The organism is Pantoea sp. EA-12, from assembly GCF_030053355.1.
Classification (GTDB): domain Bacteria; phylum Pseudomonadota; class Gammaproteobacteria; order Enterobacterales; family Enterobacteriaceae; genus Pantoea; species Pantoea vagans_C.
In genome coordinates this window covers 155444-178698 of record NZ_JASGBY010000005.1, presented here as the reverse complement: position 1 = coordinate 178698, position 23255 = coordinate 155444, and the positions used below count along the sequence as shown (strand labels likewise).

22 protein-coding genes are annotated in these 23255 nt (G+C 54.2%); 18 read left to right on the top strand and 4 right to left on the bottom strand.

Annotated elements, in window-relative coordinates:
- Window positions 1-205 precede the first annotated feature (205 nt).
- Window positions 206-1060, bottom strand: coding sequence for an SDR family oxidoreductase (locus tag QMZ30_RS09770; protein WP_283227214.1), 855 nt, complete (start codon window positions 1058-1060; stop codon window positions 206-208).
- Window positions 1061-1161: 101 nt separating this feature from the next.
- Here QMZ30_RS09770 and QMZ30_RS09765 point away from each other — a divergent pair, with 101 nt between their 5' ends.
- From QMZ30_RS09765 to QMZ30_RS09745, 5 genes are all read left to right on the top strand, one after another.
- Window positions 1162-1533, top strand: a complete 372-nt coding sequence (locus QMZ30_RS09765; RefSeq protein ID WP_283227213.1) for a winged helix-turn-helix transcriptional regulator — start codon at window positions 1162-1164, stop codon at window positions 1531-1533.
- 281 nt (window positions 1534-1814) lie between these two features.
- The gene (locus QMZ30_RS09760) at window positions 1815-3167 is read left to right on the top strand and encodes an MFS transporter (protein ID WP_283227212.1); all 1353 of its coding nucleotides are present in this window, start codon (window positions 1815-1817) and stop codon (window positions 3165-3167) included.
- Complete coding sequence (locus tag QMZ30_RS09755; protein ID WP_283227211.1) at window positions 3167-3871, top strand: GntR family transcriptional regulator; 705 nt, start codon at window positions 3167-3169, stop codon at window positions 3869-3871. The genes QMZ30_RS09760 and QMZ30_RS09755 overlap by 1 nt, the downstream gene beginning before the upstream one ends.
- Window positions 3872-3873: 2 nt before the next feature.
- The gene (locus QMZ30_RS09750) at window positions 3874-5658 is read left to right on the top strand and encodes an alkaline phosphatase family protein (protein ID WP_283227210.1); all 1785 of its coding nucleotides are present in this window, start codon (window positions 3874-3876) and stop codon (window positions 5656-5658) included.
- Window positions 5655-6785: a mandelate racemase/muconate lactonizing enzyme family protein gene (locus tag QMZ30_RS09745; protein ID WP_283227209.1), complete on the top strand. Its 1131-nt coding sequence runs from the start codon at window positions 5655-5657 to the stop codon at window positions 6783-6785. The genes QMZ30_RS09750 and QMZ30_RS09745 overlap by 4 nt, the downstream gene beginning before the upstream one ends.
- Before the next feature lie 75 nt (window positions 6786-6860).
- Here the strand turns inward: QMZ30_RS09745 and yghX are convergent, their stop codons facing one another.
- Window positions 6861-7751 carry a YghX family hydrolase gene (gene yghX / locus QMZ30_RS09740; RefSeq protein ID WP_283227208.1) on the bottom strand — a complete coding sequence of 297 codons (891 nt, stop codon included), beginning with the start codon at window positions 7749-7751 and terminating at the stop codon, window positions 6861-6863.
- Window positions 7752-8146: 395 nt separating this feature from the next.
- Between yghX and QMZ30_RS09735 the strand changes: the two genes are divergently transcribed.
- The 8 genes from QMZ30_RS09735 to QMZ30_RS09700 all read left to right on the top strand — a co-directional run bounded on the left by QMZ30_RS09735 (window position 8147) and on the right by QMZ30_RS09700 (window position 15080).
- Entirely contained in the window at window positions 8147-9013 is an 867-nt protein-coding gene (locus QMZ30_RS09735; protein ID WP_283227207.1) for a helix-turn-helix domain-containing protein, read from the top strand.
- 207 nt (window positions 9014-9220) lie between these two features.
- Window positions 9221-9406 carry a hypothetical protein gene (locus QMZ30_RS09730; RefSeq protein WP_283227206.1) on the top strand — a complete coding sequence of 62 codons (186 nt, stop codon included), beginning with the start codon at window positions 9221-9223 and terminating at the stop codon, window positions 9404-9406.
- 301 nt (window positions 9407-9707) lie between these two features.
- Window positions 9708-10490 carry a siderophore-interacting protein gene (locus QMZ30_RS09725; RefSeq protein ID WP_283227205.1) on the top strand — a complete coding sequence of 261 codons (783 nt, stop codon included), beginning with the start codon at window positions 9708-9710 and terminating at the stop codon, window positions 10488-10490.
- Between the two features lie 90 nt (window positions 10491-10580).
- The gene (locus tag QMZ30_RS09720) at window positions 10581-11120 is read left to right on the top strand and encodes a PadR family transcriptional regulator (protein WP_283227204.1); all 540 of its coding nucleotides are present in this window, start codon (window positions 10581-10583) and stop codon (window positions 11118-11120) included.
- Window positions 11121-11326: 206 nt separating this feature from the next.
- Window positions 11327-12808 (top strand): UbiD family decarboxylase, encoded by a 1482-nt coding sequence (locus tag QMZ30_RS09715; protein ID WP_283227203.1) that lies wholly within the window; start codon window positions 11327-11329, stop codon window positions 12806-12808.
- Between the two features lie 11 nt (window positions 12809-12819).
- On the top strand, window positions 12820-13398 hold the full coding sequence (locus tag QMZ30_RS09710) for a UbiX family flavin prenyltransferase (protein WP_283227202.1): 579 nt from the start codon (window positions 12820-12822) through the stop codon (window positions 13396-13398).
- A gap of 10 nt (window positions 13399-13408) precedes the next feature.
- The gene (locus QMZ30_RS09705; RefSeq protein ID WP_283227201.1) at window positions 13409-14131 is read left to right on the top strand and encodes a DUF554 domain-containing protein; all 723 of its coding nucleotides are present in this window, start codon (window positions 13409-13411) and stop codon (window positions 14129-14131) included.
- Between the two features lie 70 nt (window positions 14132-14201).
- Window positions 14202-15080, top strand: a complete 879-nt coding sequence (locus QMZ30_RS09700) for a LysR family transcriptional regulator (protein WP_283227200.1) — start codon at window positions 14202-14204, stop codon at window positions 15078-15080.
- 78 nt (window positions 15081-15158) lie between these two features.
- Here QMZ30_RS09700 and QMZ30_RS09695 read toward each other — a convergent pair whose 3' ends face one another.
- Window positions 15159-15449, bottom strand: coding sequence for an Rdx family protein (locus tag QMZ30_RS09695; RefSeq protein ID WP_058969066.1), 291 nt, complete (start codon window positions 15447-15449; stop codon window positions 15159-15161).
- Window positions 15450-15679: 230 nt separating this feature from the next.
- Between QMZ30_RS09695 and QMZ30_RS09690 the strand changes: the two genes are divergently transcribed.
- From QMZ30_RS09690 to QMZ30_RS09670, 5 genes are read left to right on the top strand one after another with little or no spacing between them, the layout of a single operon-like run.
- Window positions 15680-18049 carry a TonB-dependent hemoglobin/transferrin/lactoferrin family receptor gene (locus tag QMZ30_RS09690; RefSeq protein WP_283227199.1) on the top strand — a complete coding sequence of 790 codons (2370 nt, stop codon included), beginning with the start codon at window positions 15680-15682 and terminating at the stop codon, window positions 18047-18049.
- Window positions 18050-18099: 50 nt separating this feature from the next.
- Window positions 18100-19122, top strand: a complete 1023-nt coding sequence (locus QMZ30_RS09685) for a hemin-degrading factor (RefSeq protein ID WP_283227198.1) — start codon at window positions 18100-18102, stop codon at window positions 19120-19122.
- On the top strand, window positions 19119-19943 hold the full coding sequence (locus QMZ30_RS09680; protein WP_283227197.1) for a heme/hemin ABC transporter substrate-binding protein: 825 nt from the start codon (window positions 19119-19121) through the stop codon (window positions 19941-19943). Before QMZ30_RS09685 ends, QMZ30_RS09680 begins: the two co-directional genes overlap by 4 nt.
- Window positions 19936-20937, top strand: coding sequence for a FecCD family ABC transporter permease (locus QMZ30_RS09675; protein WP_283227196.1), 1002 nt, complete (start codon window positions 19936-19938; stop codon window positions 20935-20937). The genes QMZ30_RS09680 and QMZ30_RS09675 overlap by 8 nt, the downstream gene beginning before the upstream one ends.
- Window positions 20930-21709 carry a heme ABC transporter ATP-binding protein gene (locus tag QMZ30_RS09670; RefSeq protein ID WP_283227195.1) on the top strand — a complete coding sequence of 260 codons (780 nt, stop codon included), beginning with the start codon at window positions 20930-20932 and terminating at the stop codon, window positions 21707-21709. Before QMZ30_RS09675 ends, QMZ30_RS09670 begins: the two co-directional genes overlap by 8 nt.
- Before the next feature lie 65 nt (window positions 21710-21774).
- On the opposite strand, the gene acuI is transcribed toward QMZ30_RS09670, so the two are convergent.
- Window positions 21775-22758 carry an acrylyl-CoA reductase (NADPH) gene (gene acuI / locus QMZ30_RS09665; protein ID WP_283227194.1) on the bottom strand — a complete coding sequence of 328 codons (984 nt, stop codon included), beginning with the start codon at window positions 22756-22758 and terminating at the stop codon, window positions 21775-21777.
- Window positions 22759-23255 lie beyond the last annotated feature (497 nt).

The window sequence follows — 23255 nt, the reverse complement described above, 5'->3', positions numbered from 1 at the left end:
CTCTCCCACAGGGAGAGGGGATTGATTGAGAGAGTTATCAGGCCGGCATTCTACTTAAACATCGCAACTAACTGTCCCCTCTCCCACAGGGAGAGGGGATTGATTGAGAGAGTTATCAGGCCGGCATTCTACTTAAATATCGCAACTAACTGTCCCCTCTCCCGCTTGTGGGAGAGGGCTAGGGTGAGGGCATCAAACCCGCACCTTACTTCGCCAACGTCGCCTTAATCACATCCGCAAAGGGCGTGGTCGGGCGGCCAATCAGCTTGCTCAGCGTACGGCTGTCGTCAAACAATCCGCCTTTAGCCGCACCGGCATCGGAATCTGCCAGCAGTTCGGCCAAACCTTCTGGCAAACCTGCCCCTTTCAGCGCCGCTTCAAACTCGGCAGGCGGCAGGTTGATGTAATCCACTTGCTCACCAGACTGTTTAGCAATCTCAGCGCTGAATTCAGCCAGGGTGTAGCTGTCGTCGCCAGCCAGTTCGTAAACTTTGCCTGCCTGATCGTCACGGCTGATCACCTCTGCTGCCGCAGCAGCGTAATCTTCGCGTGATGCAGAAGCGATACGGCCTTCACCCACAGAACCAATAAAGGCGTGATGGGCCAAAGCGGGCGCAATGCTGGCGGCGTAGTTTTCGGTGTACCAGCCGTTACGCAGCAGGGCGAACGGCACACCGGATGCTTTCAGCAGGGCTTCGGTCGCGCGATGCTCAACGCCTAAGCCTAGCGGCGATGTATCGGCATGCAGCAGGCTGGTATAAGCGATGAACTTCACACCCGCCGCTTTCGCTGCATCAATCACGGCTTTGTGCTGCGCTTCACGCTGACCGACTTCGCTAGAGGAGATCAGCAGCACTTTTTCCACGCCGCTAAAAGCACTCAGCAATGTTTCTGGTTTGCTGTAATCCGCGGTACGCAGCGTGACGCCTAATGCCTTCAGGTCTGCGGCTTTCTCAGGTGAACGCACCGCCGCAATCACTTCGCTGGCAGGGACTTTTTTCAGTAACTCGTTAATCACTAAACGGCCAAGCTGGCCAGTGGCACCGGTAATTGCAATCATGATGTTTTCCTTCAGTTTGAGCTGGTATGAAAACAGCGTAGGGGATAAACTAACTTTTAGTAAGTACTTACAGATTTGTTAGTTTGAAGAAGGCTGATTAAATGTCTGAAAAACTGAGTAAAAAATTTATTCGCGGCGAGTTGCTGAACGTCAACTGCCCATCGCGTGATGTACTTAAGCGCATTACCAGCCGTTGGAGCGTATTGGTATTATTAGCGCTGCGTGAAGAAACGCTGCGTTTTAGTGAGTTGCGCCGCAAGATTGGTGGCGTGAGTGAACGCATGCTGGCGCAAACGCTGCGCTACATGGAAGAGGACGGATTTATTGAGCGCATTGCTTATGAGGTGGTGCCTCCGCACGTGGAATATCGTTTGACGCCGCTGGGCCATGAAGTGGAAGGTCATGTGATTGGCCTTGCCGACTGGCTGGAGAGCAATGTACACCGCATTGTGAAAGACGCAGAGTCTGTATGATTTAAGGGCTGGCAGAGATGCTGGTCAGCCCCTTCATGTTGCTGAACAGCTTTATAATTGCTTCCGCCGATCCTCCTCACACTTTTTTCGGGCTTTTCAGCACATTGCCCGATCCTCCTCACACTTTCTAAGGAAAAACCAACGGTTACCCGTAACCCCGGTGGCACAGGTTTTCGCCTGTATCTACGTTGTATACAAGCCGCATCCAATTTGAATGTGATGCGTCATGGGGCCGATTACACCACGGCCAGCTTGATAACACCGTTGTCATGAGGTACGTCATGCCGCAGGGACAATCAAAATCTCTCACGCTCGATAAGGTGACCAGCGCACGCAAAACCAATGTGCGCTGGCTGGTGGTCGCCGTTCTGTTTTTTGTTACGCTCATTAACTACGCCGATCGGGCTTCTATCTCGCTGGCCGGGCCCGGCATGGCAAAGGATCTGGGGCTGAATGCCGTGGATATGGGGGTGATCTTCTCGGCTTTTGGTTGGGCTTATGTGCTATTTCAGCTGCCGGGCGGTTGGTTATTGGATCGCTACGGCTCGAAACTGATCTATAGCCTGAGCATCTTTTTCTGGTCGCTGTTTACCCTGATGACTGGACTTGCCGGTTTTGTTACCGGCGCTGCCGCTGTGGTGGTGGTGTTCTGCTTACGCTTTCTGGTGGGGGCTGCGGAATCGCCGTCATTTCCTGCTAACAGCCGCTTAGTGGCGGCCTGGTTTCCGGCTTCAGAGCGCGGCACCGCAGCCGCTATCTTTGCTTCCGCGCAGTACGGTGCCACGGTGTTTTTTGCCCCGCTGATGGGCTGGCTGGCGCATACCTATGGGTGGCATTCCGTTTTTACGGTATTGGGGTTGATTGGTATCGCATTCCTGCCGCTGTTCCGCAAACTGGTACACGATCCGCTTTCACATCCAATGACCAATCAAGCTGAACTGGATCATATGCAGCAAGGTGGCGCGCTGGTGAACATGGACGGCGATAAACACAAGCCACGCCTTATTTGGCTGAAGCAGCTACTCGCCAGCCGCATGATGCTCGGTATCTATCTTGCGCAATATTGTTTAAATGCGATTGGATTCTTTTTCATTACCTGGTTTCCGGTGTATCTGGTGCAAGAAAAGCATATGACCATCATGAAAGCGGGATTTGTCGCGGCGATTCCTGCGGTGTGCGGTTTCCTCGGCGGCATTATGGGAGGCTTCCTGTCGGACATGTTGATTCGTCGGGGGATGTCACTCTCGCTGGCGCGAAAATTACCGATTGTGTGCGGCATGCTGCTGTGCTGTGTAATGGTGCTTTGTAACTACACCGATTCTGAAACTGCAGTGATAGCCATCATGGCGGCCTCATTCCTTGGCAAAGGGATTGGTGGCATGGGATGGACGGTGAATGCTGACACCGCGCCGAAAGAGATCGCCGGATTGTCTGGCAGCGTGCTCAACACCTTTAGCAATGCGTCGAGCATTACTACTCCCATCATCATTGGTTTCATCTTACAGCTCACCGGATCTTTCAACGGTGTGTTGTGGTTTGTTATCGCTCATGCGGTGGCGGTAATCCTTTTCTATCTGTTCATGGTGGGCCGCATCAAACGCTTTGAACTTCGCGATGTTCCTGGAGGCGTGTAATGGAGAGTCCAGGTTATAAACCCTCGTTAAGCGAAATTGCCTATCGCCGCATCAAAGAGATGATTTTGTCTTTAACGCTGCAGCCTGGCAGCTCGCTGACGGAAATGGGGCTGATTGAAGAGCTGGGCATGAGCCGCACCCCGATTCGCGAAGCGCTTTATCGGCTGCAACAGGAACGTTTTGTTGAACTGACACCGCGCAAAGGCTGGTTTGTAAGCGAAATAAAACTACAGGACATTCAGCAATTGTTTGTCATCCGTGAAGCATTAGAGGGAATAGCGACTCGGCAGGCCACGCTCCGCGCACCAGATGATGCGCTGGCCGCCATGGCTGAAAGACTTTCTGTGCTGGAACATCCCCTTCGCTCAGACGAACTTAACGCAGATGATGCTGGCGACGAGATCCACACACTCATTTTTGCCCACGCCGACAATCCTTACATCAGCAGCATCATGACGCTCTATTTGGATCGGCTACAACTGTTCCATGTCATCGCGATGAACCTGCCGGGGCGTAAATGGCAATCCTGGCTGGAGCATCAGCAAATTTTGGCAGCGATGCAGGCGCGTGATGCCGATGCCGCCGAACAGGCTATGCGTCAGCACATTCGCAGCAGTTTACAGAGCATTCTTGAAGGGCTCATGCAGCAGCCCGGTTTTCCTTCTCCCGGCGTGCGACTCACGCCACCGATCTCACAGGAGTAACGATGCGTAAGGCGATTATTTTTGGCGTTGATGGCCTGACAATGCCGCTGTTGCAACGCTACGTGGCGCAAGGGGCATTACCCAACATTGCGCGCATGCTTCAGCAGGGCTCGGCAGCTGAGCTGCTACCTTTTATATCTGCATGGGGTGACGTGAACTGGGTGACTTTTCTTAGCGGCCAAAGCCCAGGCACCAGCTGGATTGGACAGGGTGTGCCGCCCGATAACACCGCCAGTCATAATCTACTGGCGACGTTGCAGAATGCCGATAAGCGAGCGGCACTGGTGCACTTTCCTGAGAGTATGGATGCCGATGGCGATCATTTCAGCTTTGCCCCGTATTGGGGGCGTGCTCAGGCGTGGCCGGGAGAGATATTCCGTCCCATGGGGCATACCACACGACTGGAAGCGCGATTAGGGCAAGGAGGAGCAAAGCAACAAACTCTCGGCTGGCCACCGAAAAGTGCGCTGGCCTATCACAATAAAGGGGCGTGGCAGGCGCTGGAAAAAAATGATGAAGGTTACGTCCTGACGTTACGGGGTGGACACGGAGATTCCTTGGCATTGGCCTTGTCTGTTGAGCAGGAGCGGCCGTTACTGCAACTGGGTGAAGATCGTATTGCACTGCCTGTTGGACAGTGGTCAGCCTGGTTTTCACTTGCTGCTTATGACATTCCCGGTCAGGTACGCTTTTTCTGCGGAGAGTGTGACGACCAGGGCAACATCGAAATCCTGCAAAGCCAAGTCACACGCTTCGATGGATTGAGTGATAACGCCAGTCTCGCCAGTTTGCTGCAGCAGAAATCGCCGTTCTTCAGTAAGTGGGTGGCTAAAGCGGCACCCGACACGCCGTATTTAGCCGCCACCTGGCAAGAGGGAGATGAACAGTCCCAGTGGCTGGTCGATAGCTCGCTGGAACTGACGCAGCGACAGGATTTTACATTATGGGCCACGGTACATCGTTTAGTGGATGAATCGCATCATAACTGTTTGGGTCAGACCGACCCTGATTCACCTTTCTTCGATGCACAGCAAGCAGAGAAGTACGATGCGGTGATGCGCCGAAGTTACCAGATCCTCGATACCAGTATTGGCCGCTTACTCGATGAAACCGACGATGAGACGCTGATTATGCTCGCGTCAGATCATGGCGCGGTACCCAATAGCTACATGTGCGACATCTATCGTTATTTGCAAAAACATGCGCTGGCGGTGCTGGACGAACAGGGCTTGCCGGACATGTCACATTCGCCGCTCTATCTCAAGGCGGAACGAGGTGGGCTGGAGATTTTTGTTAATCATGATGTGGTATCACTGACAGAAATGGATGACATCTGCGCGCGTGCTATCCAGGCACTCAGTAGCTGGCAGGTGCACACCGCAGATGGCGTGCGTAATGCCGTGAGTGTCGCGCTACGGCGTGATGATGCTGTGGCGCTGGGATTTTGGGGCGATTGTGCTGGCGACATTGTGTTTGCCTACAACACCGGTTTTGTCTGGGGCGTCAGCCAAAATGGTGAGGATATTTGCCCGGTTGAAGAGCCGGGGGCCAACCATGGGCCGCAGAAACCCACGGCGGAAACAGCGCTTGGCTCAAACTATGGCGTCATGCTGGTTTATGGTAAAGGCATTCGTCACGGCTACTATCGCAACCGCCAACAACGGGGTCCCTATCGCATGACTGACCCTGCAGCCACGCTTGCGCACTGGCTCGGTTTAAAAACCAGCGATCTTGATGGACGCATCATGAGTGAAATTTTTGACAGCCCGCAGGAGCGACAATCATGAAAATTACCGCGGTAAACACGCATCTGTTGAGTGCCAAACTAAGCCAGCCCTTCGCCTATTCCCGCGCCCGCTACGATACGCGCACCGCCATGCTGGTGGAGATTGTGACTGATCAAGGATTGGTCGGCTGGGGGGAGTGTTATGGTCCAGCGCGGATCACCAAAGCGGTGGTAGAGGAATTGGGGCAAATGCTGATTGGCCAGGATGCTTTGCGCAGTGAATTCCTGTGGCAGGAGTTATACGCAAGATTACGCGATCACGGTCAGAAAGGCGTGGTGATTCAAGGGCTCAGCGGGGTTGATATCGCGCTATGGGATCTGCGCGGAAAATACTTTGGTGTGCCTGCCTATCAATTACTGGGGGGCGCAACCCGTACTCAGGTGCAAGCCTATGCTACCGGATTATATCGTCGTGATAGCGGCGAGCCTCTGCGCTATTTATGCGAAGAAGCAGCAGGTTATGTCGAACAAGGCTTCCAGGCGATGAAACTCAAGGTCGGTTTCGGCGTGCGTGAAGATACCGCGGTCACACGCGCAATTCGTGACACCATTGGCGCAGGCGTTGCCTTAATGATCGATGCCAATCACGCTTATGACGCCGTCGCTGCAATAAGGCTGGGCCGCGAGGTGGAAGAACTGGATATCGGTTGGTTTGAAGAACCGGTGCCACCCGAAGATTTAGCCGGTTATCGTGCGGTTAAAGCGGCGATTGATATCCCCGTTGCCGGGGGGGAGTGCGAATTTACGCGTTATGGTTTCCGTGAAGTTTTAACCCAACAGGCGATGGATATTATCCAGCCTGATATCTGCGCGGCGGGGGGCTTGTCGGAGTGTAAAAAAATAGCCGATATGGCCCAGGCTTTTGGGGTGCGAGTCAATCCTCATGTTTGGGGCAGTGGCATTGGAATCGCGGCATCCTTACAGTGGATGGCCACGGTACCGACGCACACGCCAACATCGCTACAGCCCTTACAACCGCTGTTAGAGTTCGATCAAACTGAACATCCTATTCGGCAGGCGATCATTGCTGAGCCGATAATTCAACAAAACGGCTGGGTGTCCATTCCCGAGGGGCCAGGATTAGGGATTGAGATTAACCGTGACGCGTTGAGGCATTTTGCGGTTTAAAGCTATGAGCTGCAGGGCGGCCTTTAAGCCGCCCGCGACGGGCGTGCCAAGACTCGCCCCTTCAACTCAGTATTTTCACCCGTGCAAATACTTCTCAAACCAACCCAACGTCCGGCTCCACGCCAGCTCGGCTGCGGCTTTGTCATAGCGCGGCGTCGAGTCATTATGAAAGCCGTGATTCACCCCCGGATAAATATAGGCCTCATAAGTTTTATGGTTAGCCTTTAGAGCCGCTTCGTACGCTGGCCAGCCCTCATTGATGCCTTTATCTAAAGCCGCATAGTGCAATAGCAGCGGGGCATTTATGCGCGGCACATCTTCGGCTTTCGGCTGGCGGCCATAGAAGGGCACGGCACAGGCCAGTTCGGGGAAGGCCACGGCCGCCGCGTTGGCGACACCGCCACCGTAGCAGAACCCAGTGATGCCGACTTTGCCGGTGCCTTCTTCGTGATGCATCAGAAAATCGACGGCGGCAAAAAAATCATTCATCAGCTTAGTGGGATCAACTTTCGCCTGAAGGGCGCGGCCCTCTTCGTCATTGCCAGGGTAGCCGCCAACTGAACTCAGGCCATCCGGTGCCAGCGCGATATAGCCGGCTTTTGCTACACGGCGTGCGACATCTTCAATATAGGGATTCAACCCGCGATTTTCGTGCACCACCACCACGGTACCTACTTTGCCGGTGGCGTTGGCGGGGCGCACCAGATAGCCACGCACTTCGCCATGCCCCTGCGGCGATGGGTAATGAATGTATTCGGGTTTGATGGTGGGATCGGTGAACTCGACCTGCTGCGCCAGCGCATAGTTTGGGCTCATGGCGCTGAGTAACGTGGCACCGGTCATACCGGCTATGGTGAATTTGGCGGCAAGCGTGATGAACTCGCGTTTGCTGATCTTGCCGTGTGCGTAGTAGTCGTACAACTCAAGCAGTTCCTGGGGAAAATCCTGTGCGGTAAGACGGGTCATAACCTCTCCTTCGCTGATTAACCGTTTGCTTTGCTGCTTTAAAAAAGCACAGCGGTTTAACACTTGCAAATCCCTTGCCGCAAAGGGTTAAGGCATAACGTGAAGGTATTACTGTTTCGTATGGTGGGGAGCGTACTGCAGATGCGTAGGTCATGGTTTTCTGATGGACAATAATGTGCTCACTACGAGGCGACCTCAGGCAAAACCCTAATTTTTGACGGGGGTTTCACAGTTTAAACGCATCCGATTTGACGCTAAAAAATTAGTCACCTAAGCAATTAATGCTTTTCCCGCTGCGTTACCTTTACTCTTCCTTACGTTAGTAATACGTTTTTGTTATATTTATGTGACGAATCGCGCAAATCCTTCACCTTTATCACTCGATCAAAAAAATCATGCTCAGCCTGAATCTAAAAAAACAGTACATCAACGATCTGGTGGACTGGATAGAGGCAAATCTGACCGACGAGCTTAATATCGATCTGATTACCCTGAAATCTGGTTACTCCAAGTGGCACATGCAACGCATGTTCAAAGAGATGACCGGCCAGACACTGGCGTCCTATACGCGTAAACGTCGCCTGACCATGTCAGCGATGGCGCTGAAATTGACCAGTATGCCGCTCATTGATATTGCCGTGCGCTTTGGCTTTGATAACCAACAAAATTTCACCAGGGTGTTCAAAAGCCACTTCTCCATGACGCCTGGCGCCTATCGTCGCATTCCAGAAATGCTGATGAAGGATTTCCACAGCCGTATCTCCACCCAGCGTTCGTGGGTCAATGCTCGTCTGGCCGAAAAGCCTGAGCTGCAGCTGTGTGGCGAAGTGATTGAGTGGGAGTGTCGCTTTGGCGAATATATCGACCATCACAACCAAGTGGTGGCACAACACACGCGCGATTTTGTCTCCTTTGCCGGTAAGCATGTTAGCCGCGGTTGGTTAGGCTTCCAGTTCAGCCCAGGCGTCAATTCTGCCGATCAGCAGCACATCAGTCTGTTCCAGGCGCTGGAAAGTCAGTATGCCGATGTACTGCCACGCAACGTGCAGAACTGGACCGGGGAAAGCGGGTTGTATGCGGAGATTGATTGGCACGGTACGCCAGAAGAGATCAACGCCTTTACGGCAGAGATTTACTACAACCATCTGCCTGCATTAGGTGTGGCACGTCGTGCAGGCAAAGACCTGCTCAAGCTGGATCTGAAATACAGCACCCCCGATCTGCTACAAGGCACGTTCTACATCCCGGTCTCGACCTGTTAATGCATAAATCGTGCGGTTTACCGTGATTAACCGCACGATTTTATAAAATCATTGCCGTAACTGGCGTAAAATCCTTCATCGAAACCTGATTGGCCGCGTAAAACTCCAGCCGCCACACATCAGGCTGGATAATCACCTGCATTCCCGGTTCGCTCCGAACCTCAAAGTGAAAAAGAAAAAATTATGCGACTTCTACCGTTGTTTCTCATGACAGCGCTTGTGGCGTTTTCCTCGCTGGCAAGTGCACAGATGGCTGAGCCATTCTCACCGCCAGGCGGGCTTCATCCGCACCAATCACACTGCCAGCAGCACGAAATTGTGGGCGACAACCCACTGCCGCAGCACACTCAGGAAGATAACAGTTTCGTTAACTGCACCAACCATCAAGCCTGATTCCTGCCCGATTTAAGCTCTCCACTTCGATCCCACGCCGCATGTTAACGTCGCGGCGCGATTTCTCACGCCAAAACCCCAATAGCATTTTTCGGCATTGCGCTGAAGATATATCATAACTATTCTAACGCCTATCAGATGAGAATGATTTTCGATAACATTTGATTCATGCGCGGACTTCTGACGTCCGGTACGGGGCAAAATTAGGGATAAACAACCAGCATCAGCCAGGCTTGGTTAAATCCAATTTGAAGGCGATGCGCATGCGCTTTTATCCGCACACGCTCAAGGAGATTCACACTTGCGAAACACCACTAACGATCGTGCGCCGCAGCGCGTACGCAATGAATTGCGTTTTCGTCATATTACCGTGGCGAGTAAAACCTTAATCGCCGGCGTTTTCTGGCGTATTGAATTTACCGGCAGCGATCTGGCGGGCTTTAACTCACCATCGTATGACGATCACATCAAAGTGTTTTTCCCGGAAAACGCGGGCAGCGCGCTGGCTCTGCCGCAAATGACCGAAGAGGGCATTGTCTGGCCGGGTGGGGTGCGTCCTGCCGCGCGTGATTACACACCGCTGGCCTTTAACGGTGTTGATTCGCTGACGCTCGACTTCTACATTCATGATGGCGGCGTGGCAAGCAGCTGGGCCAATAATGCGAAACCCGGTGACCAAATCGCCATGGGTGGTCCACGGGGTTCCTGCGTAGTGCCGGTCGACTATGCCTGCCAGATTTATGTCTGTGATGAAACCGGTCTGCCCGCGTTCAAGCGCCGTTACGCTGAAATGCAGGCGCAGCAGATTCATCTGCTGGCGTTTGCCGATGAAAACACCGGGCGAGATTACCTGGGCGACTTGCCAAACGTGCAGGTGACCTGGTTAGGCAGCGGTACGATGCAGGTGGATAATTTGGGCCCGTTGCTTGCGCAACTGGATAAGATCTCGCTGCCATCAGAAGAGTATTTTATCTGGCTGACCGGTGAAGGCGAGGCGGTGAAGCTGCTTAGCGACTACTTCACGCAGCGTCGTGGTGCTCATACCGACTTCGTGCGTGCAGTGGCTTACTGGCATCAGAAATAACTGACTTCACCGCGCCCGCTGCCGCCTGTGTTGAATTTTGCCAGGCGGCAGACTACTATCAACCTCCCTTAATTGACCTCAGGGAAGGCAATGAAACATCAGCGGGATTTTCCATGGCAGTCCGATAATGCACAGCGTGCAATCTGTGCCGGTGCGCGTAAAAAGCGACGAGAAAGGATGCTGGACGCCAGTGATATCCGTTTATTGATGTTGCACTTCCTCGCGAACGGCTCGGCACATGGCTATGAGCTGATCAAGTCGGTCGAAGAGCTGTCGAAAGGTGAGTACTCGCCAAGCCCTGGTATTATCTACCCCAACTTAACGCTACTGGAAGAGATGGATGCGATCCGCGTCGTGGATGCCCATGCGTCTCGTAAAGCCTATGCACTTAACGACGGTGGTCGGGCACTATTAGCCGAGAATGGCGACAATGTTGCGACTATTATTGAGCGCCTGACTTCGTTAGCCATTCTGGTGAATAACCGCAGTATTCCAGAAATGGAACAGGCCATCCATAATATCCGACATACCTTGAATCATCGTCTGGCGCAGGAAAATATTTCGCCTGAAGCGCTGGAGGCGGTGATTAATGCGTTAAATGAAGCCACTGAAAAGATTGCCAGTAGTTAACAGTGTAACAGCGCGATTTATCGCGCTTTTTTATTCTTTTCAGTGTTAATTTCTCTGTATTAAATTAATAAAAATAAAACAACTCAACATGAATTATTACAGCTATACCAAAAAGGTTTAGCTGATAAATATAAACGGTAGTTTTCCCCCTTTTTATTTAGCGCTACTTTTTCTCCATTGCAGTTAACGCGTTTATGGAGAGAAATATGTCTGAAACCAAAACCCCAGCCGTGCACGATCTGCGCTCGGCGATTGCCTTACTGACCGGCATCAAAGGTGAGTTTGTCAGCACTGATACTGAAGTCGCTCCCCACGCTGAGCTTTCAGGTGTTTATCGCTATGTCGGGGCGGGTGGTACGTGCGAACGTCCTACACGCAAAGGCCCGGCGATGATGTTCAATAAGGTGAAAGGCTTCCCGGATGTGCGGGTGGTAACCGGATTGATGTCAACGCGTGAGCGTGTTGGCCATCTGCTTAACTGCCCACCAGAAAAACTCGGCTTCCTGCTGAAAGATTCAGTGCATCATGCCATCGCGCCAGTGGTGACCAGCACCAAGCCAGTTTGTCAGGAAGTGGTGCACTACGCCGAAGATCCTGGCTTTGATCTGCGTACTTTGTTACCCGCACCGACCAACACCGAAGAGGATGCTGGTCCGTATTTCACCATGGGCATGTGCTACGCCTCCGATCCTGACACCCATGAATCCGATATCACCATTCATCGCCTGTGCATTCAAAGCCGTGATGAACTCTCAATGTGGTTAACCCCAGGCCGCCATATTGATGCTTTCCGTGAAAAAGCCGAGCAGGCCGGGAAGCCACTGCCGATCTCCATCAGTATCGGTGTCGATCCCGCGATTGAGATCGCCGCCTGTTTTGAACCGCCGACCACACCACTTGGCTTCAACGAACTCAGCATTGCCGGTGCGCTGCGCGGTTATCCGGTTCAACTGGCCCCTTGCGTGAGCATCAACGAAAAAGCCATTGCTCATGCGGAGATCGTGATTGAAGGTGAACTGCTGCCAAACGTGCGTGTACGGGAAGATCAGAACACCAATACTGGCAAAGCAATGCCGGAATTTCCGGGCTATACCGGCGAAGCCAAAGCCGAGTTGCCGGTAATCAAAGTGAAAGCGGTAACTCACCGTAAACACCCGATCCTGCAAACCACACTGGGCCCCAGTGGTGAACACGTCAGCATGGCGGGTATTCCAACCGAAGCCAGTATTCTCGATATGCTGGATCGTGCGATGCCGGGCCGGGTATTGAACGTCAATGCGCACACTTCCGGTGGGGGCAAGCTGTTGGCGGTGATCCAGTTTAAAAAATCATCGGCGGTGGATGAAGGGCGTCAGCGTCAGGCAGCCCTGATCGCCTTTGCCGCTTTCTCTGAACTCAAGCATGTGATCCTGGTGGATGACGACGTGGATGTGTTCGACACCGACGACATTCTGTGGGCGATGCAGACTCGCTATCAGGGCGATGTCGATACCCTCACCATTCCCGGCGTGCGCTGCCATCCGCTCGATCCTTCCCAGGTGCCGGAATACAGTGCCAGCATCAGCCAGCAGGGTGTGACCTGCAAAACCATTTTTGACTGCACCGTGCCGTGGCATATGAAGGCGCACTTCGAACGGTCGAAGTTCAAAGACGTCGATGTGAAACGTTTTCTTCCCGATTTTGAGTAAGTGAGGTGGCAGTGAGCAGAAGGCGGATTATCGTCGGCATCAGCGGCGCGTCAGGGTTTCAGTACGGCATTAAGGCGTTGCATCTGCTGCGCGATCAAGATGTCGAGGTGCATCTGGTGGTGACCAAGGGCGCAGAAGTGACACGCTCAATGGAAACCCACTGGCAACGGCAGGATGTGGTGGATTTAGCCGATGAGGTTCACAGCATCAGCAACCTGGGGGCTTCTATCTCCAGCGGATCTTTTAAAACGCTCGGGATGTTGATTGCGCCCTGCTCAATGAATTCTCTGGCCTCGATTGCTCATGGGCTGACCAGCAATCTGCTGACGCGGGCAGCCGATGTGATTCTCAAAGAGCGGCGTCGGCTGGTGCTGATGGTGCGTGAAACGCCGCTCAATCTGGCACACATCCGCAATATGCAGGCGGTGACTGAGATGGGCGGCATTATCTACCCACCGGTTCCCGCCTTCTATCAGCAGCCGCAGTCGGTGGATGAGATGGTGCATCACAGCGTGGCGCGCGCCCTTGATCTGTTCGATCTCGACGTGGGCAACCTCAAACGCTGGGGTGAAAATAACAACGATAAGTAAGGAGAAAATTATGGTAGTGGGACCCTTTGTCAACGGCAGTGCCGTGCTGATTGGCGGGCTGGTGGGCGCTTTTCTCGGCACCAAAGTGCCTGAAAGGCTGCGCGTCGCGTTGCCCATGACCTTCGGCCTGTCGTCAATGGGCCTTGGAATTGTGCTGATCGGTAAGATCCACAGTATGCCGGCGGTGATCCTGGCGCTTATCCTTGGAGCCGCCATCGGTGAGCTGGTTTATCTGGAGGAGAAGATCGGCCGGTTGGGAAATCTGGCGAAAGGGCTGGTGAGTCGCTTTCAGAGCCAGCCCGCCGAAGGTGGCCTGAGCGGTGAAGTGTTCACCGAGAAGTATGTGGCGATCATGGTGCTGTTCTGTGCCAGTGGTACCGGCATTATTGGTGCCATGACCGAAGGCATGACGCACGATGCCAACATCCTGCTAGTGAAATCGATCATGGATATCTTCACGGCGGCGATTTTTGCCACGCTGTTAGGGTATGCCGTAGCGGTGATTGCCGTGCCACAGTTGCTGGTACAACTGGTGCTGGCTTCCGCCGCTGTGCTGATTATGCCGCACATTACGGCACCGATGATGAGCGATTTCACGGCGGCTGGCGGGTTTGTGATGCTGGCAGGGGGTTTTCGTATCGCGGGGATTAAATCCTTCCCGGTGGCCAACATGTTACCGGCGTTGGTGCTGGTGATGCCGGTAAGCCACGTGTGGAGCAGCTATATCCATTAAGCTTGCGTTCAGCGCGGTTGGATCGATTTTGTCCATGTTAAAATAAGCGCGAAAGAGGCGTGGAGGCACCATGGATCTGAAACGATTGCACTATTTTTGCACGATAGCGGAACAGGGCTCGATCAGTAAAGCCGCGAAGCTATTGAACATCGCACAACCGCCGTTGGGAAAACGCCTGCAGGAGCTGGAAGAGGAGATCGGTTCTCCCTTATTTACCCGCACACCGCGCGCCATGGTGTTGACTGAGGCGGGCAGTTTTCTCTATCGTCGCGCCTGCGATATTCTCAGCCAGGTCAACAGTTTGCAGCGACAGACAGTGACCATCGCCACCCGTAAACAGCGCCGCGTCACCATCGGTATCTCCTACCTCTATCTGCGCTACTTCACGCCGATCCTGATGGATTATTACCAAAACCGCCCCGACTGGGACATCAACGTCGTGGTGTCTGATTCCAGTCATCTGGAAGCGATGCTGATCGATCACAGTGTGGATATCGCATTGATGCAGATCCCACAGGATCGGCAACCCTGGTTTGTGCGCGAGTTGGAGCCCATTGATACCGTTACCGTGGTCTCAGCACATTACAGTGCCATGCTGGCGGGAAAAACGCTTAATTTCGCCGATCTCAGCGGTATTCCACTGATTTTATTACACCGTATTGGCGGCGAGGGTACCTATGAGATGCTGCGCAATAAGCTGTTCAGCAGCCTGAGTCAGGTCAATATCAGCATCAAGGTGTCGGAACCCCGACTGGTGCTGGAGATGATGGAGCAGGGGTTTGAAGGTGCGGCATTTATGCCACGCTCAGAGTTTGTGCCCAGCCAGCAAGGTAAATACATGGTATGCCCGTTAGCGGAGTCATTTGCCATCTATCATCCCGCGATTGTGACGCTGAGCACCGCGCAGGATCGCCTGCTGTGGCCGGAGGGGGATGGGGCAGAGGGTTAGTCAGTGGCGGTAGCCATAAATGGCGACCCTACAAATGTGTGCTGCGTAATGTAGTGTGCGCATTTATGCGCACCTCGATTAGCCCGGTTTTTTCTTATCCACATGCCCCAGCTCGCGGTCGGGCCAGCAGAAATCGCGCACGCGCTGCTTCAGCGCCGCCGCATCCGGGAATCCGCCTTCCTGTTTACGCTCCCAAATCACCTGACCATCGATACTGATTTCAAACACACCGCCAGTACCCGGTTTCAATGTCACCGCGCTTAAATCTTCAGCAAAAGTATGTAACAACTCCTGCGCCATCCACGCCGATCGCAGCAGCCAGTTGCACTGAGTGCAGTAGTAAATGGTCACAGCCGGTTTTTGCGACATAACATGCCTCTTCTTAATTATTGATTATAAACAAGTTAACAAAATGTGCGGTCTAAGATACATCTTAGTGTAAAGTTTATTGATAATGATTACCAATTGCATTACATTCCTGACGAAATTATTTATTACATAAAATAAGTCCACACATTTTACGGTTTTTTAACGCATATCGCGTTTTTTTGGCGGCAATCCAGTGAGCGAATACTAACAATTAACCAGGTATTTCGCGCATGTCTTCACTCTTTCAGGGAATGACCCAGCAACGTCTGTTTAAAGTTGCCATTTTGTCTTCCGCTATACACGCCGCTTGCAGCTATGCCGCCAGCGATAACACGACACTTGCCCTATCTTCTGACAAAACCACGGCTGCTGAACCCGTTATGACGGTAACTGCGCCGAAACTGGAAAAACAGGCCGGAAGCAAAAGCACCATTACCGCCGCAGATATGCAGCGTGACGGTGGCAACGATTTCGGTACCATCATGCGTTACGAACCGGGCGTCACCGCAACCGGTGCGAGTGGTGGATCTTCAGCGGGTAAAAGCGGCTTCGACCGCGCGGGTTACACCGGCTATAACATCCGTGGTCTGGAGAGCAACCGTGTCGATATCAACGTCGATGGGGTTTCGCTGCCGGATGCGACGGGACGTAGCTATGTCAGCCGCGCCGGTTTAGATACCTTTGGCATTGGCCGTGACTACATCGATCCTTACATGTTTGGTCGCGTGGATATCGATAAAGGCGCCACTTCCGTTGATCAAGCGAATACCGCTATCGGCGGCGCAGTGTCATTCCGTAACAAGACACCAGATGACTACCTGCGCCCAGGCAAAGAGACCTACTTTGGTTATCAGAGTGATTTCGACTCTTCTAACCGTAGCTGGCATAACGGCATCACCGCTGCTGCGGGCGATCAGGAACTGCGCGGTATCTTTGTTTACAGCCGCCGCGATGGTCAGGAAACGCAGAATAACGATGCCAGCCGTGGCGCTTATCCCGCCAACTGGCACTCTGACGCACTGCTGGGCAGCGTGGTGTGGGAGCCAAATGACGCGCACAAAATTACCGGTACCGCAGACTTCTACCACAAAACCAATCACACCCATTACGACAGCTGGGATACCTCCGGCAATACCGTTTATGGCACCGCGCAGCAGCAGAGCGATACCCGTCGCTTTGGCTTGAGCCTGGCGGACGAATACACGCCGTATAACGATTTCATCGACAGCCTGAATACGCGTATCTATTGGCAACACACCGAAGCGCATGACAACACCTACATGCCTTCCAGCGCGTCAGCCTATGAAACGGTTTATTCGGACTACAATACCGACAGCTATGGCTTCGAAACGCGTCTGGCGAAAACCCTGGGCCGCCATGAAATCAGTGCGGGCCTGAATGGTCGTCTGGAAGATACCGAACGTCCATTCCGTCAATCGCCAACGCCAAGTACTTTCAGTGTGATCATGCAGCCAGAAGCGGACAGTCGCAGCTACACGCTGGGCGGTTTCGTGCAGGATAAGATCAACTTTGATCTGGATAGCCACAATCTGGCGGTGATCCCTGGCGTGCGCGTTGCGTATCAGAATACCAAACCGCAGAACCTCAGCAGCTTGACCACCGGCAGCACCGTGCTGACCGAATCTGAAGTTGAAACGCTGTACGGCTCAGGCAACAGCGATACCCAAGTATTGCCGTCACTGGCATTCCAGTATGAGCTGACGCCAAACCTGATGACCTACCTGCAATACAAGCGTGGTGCGCAGTTCCCGAACGCCAGCCAGCTGTATGGTTCATGGAACCTTGGTTCAAGCTACGCGGGCAGCCAGCAGTACGCGCTGATTGGTAATCCGGATCTGAAAACCGAAACCAGTAACAACTTCGAATGGGGCCTGAAAGGGCAGCCGACTGAAGGTGTGGTAATGAACACGGCGGTTTACTATAACGCCTATAAAAACTTCATTGCTTACAACCGTTACACCCGCTCTGGCAGCCCGGAGAAATTCACTAACGTTCCGAGCAACATCTACACCACTTATCAGGCAGAGAACCGCGATAAAGCCTATATCTATGGTGCAGAGTTGAGTGGAAAAGTGAACTTTGGTACCTGGTTTGAGGAAGTGCAGGGCCTGAGCGCGCGCTTCGCCTTTAGCTATAACGAAGGTAAATCCAAATCCAGCTACCTCGGCGACCGCTATGTCGATCTGGAAAGCGTACCACCGATGAAAGCGGTACTGGGTCTGGGTTGGGATGCACCACAGAATGAGTACGGTGCAGCGGTTACCGCGACCTTCGTGAAAGGTAAAAAAGCCACCGCGACCAATCGCCAGAGCTACACCAACACCGGAACTGCACTGACGGATTCCACCACCGATTACGAACGTGTGCCAGGCTACGGCATGGTTGATCTGACGGCGTACTGGCAGGTGATGAAGAACGTCAAGCTGAGCGGTGGCGTGTACAACCTGACAGATCGCAAATATTGGGATTACCTGAGCAGCCGCGAAATGACCAGCGATACTGCGCAAGATCGTAATGATATCGCGCTGGCGACTCAGCCAGGCCGCACCTTCCAGCTCGGTGTGAACGTCGACTTCTAATCACTTTTTCGCCCTGCGTTCGCGCAGGGCCTTTTCATGGAGCAAGAGCAATGAACCCACGTTACGATCACTACCTAGCACTGAAAGGCGAACATCCGAAAAAGTATGCCCGCGATCTGGCGGCATTGATGGGCATTGGCGAAGCGCAGCTGTGTGAAGCGCGCCTCGGCCAGGATGCACAAGCGTTGAAAGCGGATTTCCCGGCATTGCTGAAAGCGCTGGAAGCTGTTGGCGAAACCAAAAGCATCACCCGCAACGAATATGCGGTGCATGAGCAGGTGGGGAAATATGAAAACCTGCACCTCGGCGAACATGCCGGGCTGATTCTTAACCCACGCGCGCTGGATCAACGTCTATTCCCGGCACAATGGCACAGCGCTTTCTTCCTGCGTGAGCAGACCGCGCGCGGTGAGCGTCAAAGCATTCAGATCTTTGACCGCCACGCCGATGCGGTGCTTAAAATCTACACCACGGATAACACCGACATGGCGGCATGGGATGCGCTGATCGCCGAATTCAGCGTAGAAACCGCTGCGGCACTTGATCCGCAACCTGCGGCTGCGCCGGAATATAGCCACGCGATTGATGCCGGAAAAGTGGAAGCCGAATGGCGCGCCATTACCGATGTGCATCAGTTCTTTGGCTTACTGAAGCGTCACAATATTTCTCGCCAGCAGGCGTTCCACGCGGTGCCTGACGATCTGGCGCGCCAGGTGAGTAATGATTCACTGGCCCAGTTGCTGGATCAGGCGCAGCAGGATGGTAACGAAATCATGATCTTTATCGGCAATCGCGGTTGCACGCAGATCTTTACCGGTGCGGTGGAGAAGCTGATGCCGATGGACAACTGGGTCAACATCTTCAACCCAACTTTCACCCTGCATCTGATGGCGGATCACATTGCCGAAAGCTGGGTCACGCGCAAACCGAGTGGTGATGGCTTCGTCACCAGCCTTGAACTCTTTGCTGCTGACGGTACGCAGATCGCACAGCTGTATGGTCAGCGCAGCGAAGGCACACCTGAGCAGGCGCGCTGGCGTGAGCAGGTGACCGCATTAGGAGCCACGGCATGAAACGCTTAACGCTGTTACTGCTGGGCGCGCTGGCGCTGCCGACATGGGCCGCCGAGCGGGTGATTTCGATTGGCGGCGACGTCACGCAAATCATCTATGCGCTCGATGGGCAGGCTGATCTGGTGGCACGCGACAGCACCAGCCAGCATCCGGCGCAGGCCAATAAGCTGCCGGATATTGGCTATATGCGCCAGCTCAACGCCGAAGGCATTCTGGCGCTGAAACCCACGCTGGTGCTGACCAGTGAGCTGGCGAAACCGTCGCTGGTATTGCAGCAGGTTGAGAGCGCGGGCGTGAAAGTGGTGGATGTCACCGGCAAAACCAGCCTTGATGCGATCCCGGAAAAAATCGCCACCATCGGCAAAGCGTTGCATCGCGAAGATGAAGCTAAAGCGCTGATTGAAAAAGTGAATAAGCAGCGTGCGCAGATTCCACAGCAGCCGTTGCCGGTGAAAGTGCTGTTTGTGATGGCGCATGGCGGCATGCGTACCCAGGCGGCAGGAAACCAAACTGGCGCAGATGCCGCCATTCGCAGTGCCGGTCTGGTCAACGCCATGGCCGCTATCCCGCATTATCAGCAACTGTCGCAGGAAGGGGTAGTGGCAGCGGCACCCGAACTGGTGGTGGTCGGTGAAGATGGCCTGCGCACGCTGGGTGGCGAGGATAAAATCTGGTCGCTGCCGGGGCTGGCGCTGACGCCTGCGGGTCAGCATCATGCGCTGCTGGTGGTGGACGAGATGGCACTGCTGAGCTTTGGCCTCGACACGCCAGAGACTATCGTCAAGCTGCGCAAAGCCGCCGAAGCGGTAAAGCATGACTAATGCCGCCGTGATGCGCTGGCTGCTATTGATGGGCATCAGCATGGTGGTTTGCATGCTGATGGCCGCCAATTTCGGCGCGATGCCGCTCTCGATGCGCACCCTGTTTCATGCACCGCTCAGCGATATGGCGTGGCAGATTTGGCTCAATATTCGTCTTCCGCGAGTGCTGTTGGCGGTGCTGCTCGGTATGGCGCTGGCGGTATCCGGTGCGGTGATGCAGGGTTTGTTCCGCAACCCGTTGGCCGATCCTGGTTTGCTGGGTATCAGCAGTGGAGCCGGGCTGGCGGTGGCCGTGTCGATTGTGGTGCCGCTGAGCTTACCGCCGCTGCTGGCGCTGTGGTTACCCTCGATTGCGGCATTTATTGGCAGCCTGATCGTCACGCTGCTGATCTTCAGTTTTAGCCGCCTGGCGTTGGGAAATCTGTCACGTTTACTGCTGATTGGTATCGCGATTAATGCCCTGTGCGGTGCGGCAGTCGGGGTGCTTTCCTGGCTCAGTAATGATCAACAGCTGCGCCAGCTGGCGCTGTGGGGCATGGGCAGTTTGAGCGCCGCGCAATGGCCGAGTCTGGCGGTGTGTGCGGTACTGATCCTTCCTACGCTGATTGCCATTCAGACCCGTGCTCGCCGTCTTAACCTGCTGCAACTTGGTGAGGAAGATGCGCACTACATGGGGATTGATGTGAAGCGCACCCAGCGCGAGTTGCTGGTGATGAGCGCACTGCTGGTGGGCACGGCGGTGTCGGTTAGCGGAATTATCGGCTTTGTCGGGTTAGTGGTACCCCACGTGATGCGTTTCTGCGTCGGTAGCGATCATCGCTGGATGTTGCCTGGCTCAGCGTTAGCCGGTGCCATTCTGTTGCTCTTGGCGGATACGCTGGCGCGTACTGTGGTAATCCCCGCAGAGATGCCAGTGGGTTTACTCACCAGTTTACTGGGTGGTCCATGGTTTCTCTGGCTGATTTTGCGCCAGCAAAGGGGGATGAATGAGTGATGCCATGCAGGCTCGCGGCCTGCGTTTTAGCCATGGTGCGCGTGCGCTGATTGATGATGTCTCCGTCACCTTCGCGCCAGGCGAGATGATCGCCCTGATTGGCCCAAACGGCGCGGGCAAATCCACCTTACTGCGTCTGCTGACCGGGTTTCTGACGCCTGATGCGGGGGAGTGTTGGTTGGGCGATCGTCCGTTGAGTGAGTGGCCGCGTGAGCCATTGGCGCAACGTCGCGCGGTAATGCGTCAGCAAAACAGCGTGACTTTCCCGCTGCCTGCCGAAGAGGTGGTGGCGATGGGGCGTGCGCCCTGGCCTGCCAGCAAATCCAAAGCGGTGATTGAGGAAGTGATGCAGATTACCGGCAGCCTTGAGCTGGCAAAGCGTGATTATCGCTCGCTTTCGGGTGGGGAGCAGCAGCGCGTACAGCTGGCGCGGGTACTGGCGCAGTTGTGGCACGATGATGGCCCGCGTGGCTGGCTGTTTCTGGATGAGCCGACCTCGGCGCTGGATCTGTTTTGGCAGCAGTACAGTTTACGTCTGCTGCATAAATTGACGCGTAACGGGCGCTTCAGCGTCTGTACCGTGCTGCACGATCTCAATCTGGCTTCGCTGTGGTCTGATCGTATTTTGTTGCTGCATCAGGGCAAGCTAGTGGCGCAGGGCGCGCCGCAAGAGGTGATGACAGAAAGCACGCTGACGCGCTGGTATCAGGCGGACCTGCACGTGGTGATGCCGCAAGAGCAGGGAAGGCCGCAGATTCAGTTGCGGGCGTAATGCAATCCAGGTACGCATAAATGCGCACCCTACAATGTAGGGGCGCCATTTATGGCGACCAAAGGTTAGCGACAATCCACAATCAATCGGCCGCGTACTTCACCTGCCAGCAGCGCTTCGGCACCTTCACGCGCTTCACTCAACGGGATCACTTTGGTTAACTGCTCCAGCAGTGCGCCATCCACCAACTCTGCCAGTCGCTGCCACGCCTGCTGGCGCAACGGCTTGGCACACATCACGCTATCGACACCGGCCAGCACCACACCGCGCAGAATGAACGGAGCCACGCTGGTGGGCAGATCCAGACCTTGCGCCATGCCGCACGCTGCGACTGCGCCATCGCGTTTTATACCTGCCAGCACATTGGCCAGCGTATGGCTGCCAACGCTATCAATCGCTGCAGCCCAACGCTCTTTCGCCAGTGGTTTACCCGGCGCGCTCAGTTCGCCGCGATCGATGATCGAGGTCGCTCCTAGGGTATTGATCAGGTAATCACTGTCGCTGGCGCGGCCGCTGGAGGCCACGACCTCATAGCCTAAGCGCGACAGCAGGCTGACGCTAAAACTGCCCACACCACCGCTGGCCCCCGTCACCAAAACGGGACCGTGCTGCGGCGTGATGCCCTGTTTTTCCAGTGCCAGCACGCACAGCATGGCGGTGAAACCTGCGGTGCCAATCGCCATGGTTTGCAGCGGGCTCAGTGCCGCCGGAACTTTTACCAGCCAGTCACCCGAGACGCTGGCCTTCTGCGCCAGACCGCCCCAGTGCTTTTCACCCACGCCCCAGCCAGTGAGCAGAGCGACATCATCTTGCTGCCATTCTGGATGGCGGCTGTTGATCACGCGACCGACAAAATCGATACCGGGCACCATTGGAAACTGGCGCACAATCGGCCCTTTATTGCAGATGGCCAGTGCGTCTTTGTAGTTGAGTGTGGAGTAGCTGACTTCGAGGGTGACATCCTGATCGGGTAACTGTTTTTCTGAGAGATCCTGCAGGGATGTGCGATATCCCTGTTCATCATTTTCAATGACCAATGCCTTGAACATGCAGCCTCCGGCTGGTTGAGGAAAGTTACTGGCATCTTACGCCTCTCAAATAAGGGAACAACAGGCTTCTGGTAATACCTTGCATAAATTTTCATAACACAAAGATATTTAAGCGTTTTTATCATGAATCGATCTGATAATGCATTATTAATCAAATGGTTATATATTGTTGATTATGCGTAGAAATCTCTTTGCACGGGTTGTTCCAGTAAAAAAAAGATGCCATCATTGCGCCCCAGTTCATTACCTTCCGCCTGACCACTGAGGACGCTGCCATGCTCGTAACACTGCGCATTCGCTATCCGCGTTTCTCCGTCATCTGTTGTTCGCAATTCTCGCTCACCATGCGGTGAGGCCAGCTTAACGCGCTATGCTTTTGGACATGACTAAAGACAGACGCGATCTGACTTTACTGATGTCTATCGGTTGTGGTGGTTGAACCGCCCGAAGTGACGTTATTCGCCGGGGAAATTTCCTCATTGCTGTGCCACTGGCAC